The following is a 1,773-nucleotide window of genomic DNA, read 5'->3' on the forward strand; positions in this document are numbered from 1 at the left end:
CACCTTGACTAAGTCCTGAGACCCAAACCATACATGAAGGCGGGTCACTTCTCGGCGAAAATCCCGGGTCAACTCTCAGCGGAAATCAACACCGTCAGTTACACCACGCGGTGGGACACCATCGGAGCGGTCTCCTTGGGTACAGCACAATTCGCTGCAGGGGAGTTATCTCCAGGCTTCACCCGCCGCATGCAGATTTCGTGTCACCTGCCGGAGGATTGCGTTCGTCTTATTGTCCGCTGGCGATACATTACGCCTGTTGGAACTGCAGGGGCCAATGACTTCTACCAGATCGAGAACGCGTTCGCGGTCGCCGGAAATATAGCGCCAGCCCGCATACTGCTCCCGCGTCGCGATGTTGAGGTCGTTGCTGTGGCACACTCATACTACCAGACGTGGCTCGGCTCGACGGTGATGCAAGAGAGTGGCTCGATCGCCGTAACGTCGCCAGGAACCGCTCTCCGAATAACTGTCCCACTGCCTCTGATGCGAGCACGGCCCGGTGGGCTGGATATGAAAGTGTACAGCCCAACAACAGGAGCCGCTGGAAAGGCCGCGGGCAGCTCCGGAGACGTAAATGCATCTGTGGTTTATTCCACGTCCACATACGCGGAAGTTTCACTCACGGGCCTCACCGCTGGCGCAACGTACCGTTTTCACTTGTCGGCAAGTGCACAGGCGTGGTGATTTTTTTCACGAACCAATGCTTTTCCGTGTCGCCTTAGGGGCATTTCGATGCGGTCGTGCAGCAGCTTCGCCAACGATATGCTCAAAATCGCGCAGAGCAGGATTAAGACAATGTTGTCGACGCGATCACCGATCAATCCCCGCAATTGGAAAAAGAGCGGGAGATGGATCAGGTAAACAGAATAACTTATTTCTCCCAGAAATGTTGAGAGCTTGGTGAGGGCCTTTGATCCGCTTCTGTATCCTGCCGAGGCGTAAGCCAGCCCGGCACATAATGCGAAGTAGAAAAGTGGCCAAACCGATGTCGTTAGGAGGTGAGTTCGAGATATACCGAGATAGATGGGGACGGACAGCGACACCACGAAAATAGCCAACAGAAGCGTTATGAAGGCATCGTTCTTAATAGTCCATTCCGCGCGTCTGTAGAGCCGACATCCAAAGACCCCCGCCAGGAAATAGTTTATGAAAGCCACAGGCTGAATTGCATTAATCCATATGCTCTCAGCCGGAAGGGATTTGGTGAAGTATGCAAGATAGGTTAGCTGAATGTTGAGTATGGTTGTAATGATCAGCGCTGCAACAGAAAATCCCAACCCGCGAATTGCCCAGAAAAGCGGAAACAGCATATAGAAGAACCATTCCACTCCGATTGACCACCCCCCAGGCGTGATGGACCAATATCCGGGGTTGTTAACTCCAAAGAGAAAAGTGAGGTTGAGTAGCGTCCGCGTTAAAAAGAGCCGATCAATGGCGGAGGCAGTCAGTAACGCGAAGATAACCATCGCTGCATACATGGGGAAGATGCGGAAAAAACGCGCGTAGAAAAATTCGCTCAGACTTGCGGATGTGATGCTCCTCTGTCCGTAAACCAGCTCCAAGCTGAAGCCACTAAGGCAGAAGAATAAGTAAACCCCGTATGTGCCAAACATCGAGATGTTTGCGACATCTCCATAGTAAAGGTAATGGTAGGCAAGCACGCCTAGAGCAGCCACGCCGCGCAAAAAATCAAGCCCATGCAGGCGCTCTACTTTAGCCATTTTTCACCCCAGACCCTCGGTCGCCTTCTCTAGGTGAGATACGCAAGAT

General features: G+C 52.7%; 1 protein-coding gene. It reads right to left on the bottom strand.

The window, feature by feature from the left end:
- Positions 1-656: 656 nt before the first annotated feature.
- Complete coding sequence (locus L630_RS0120545) at positions 657-1,724, bottom strand: acyltransferase (protein WP_024850043.1); 1,068 nt, start codon at positions 1,722-1,724, stop codon at positions 657-659.
- Positions 1,725-1,773 lie beyond the last annotated feature (49 nt).

It is taken from the genome of Aminobacter sp. J41, assembly GCF_000526635.1.
Taxonomy (GTDB): Bacteria; Pseudomonadota; Alphaproteobacteria; order Rhizobiales; family Rhizobiaceae; genus Aerobium.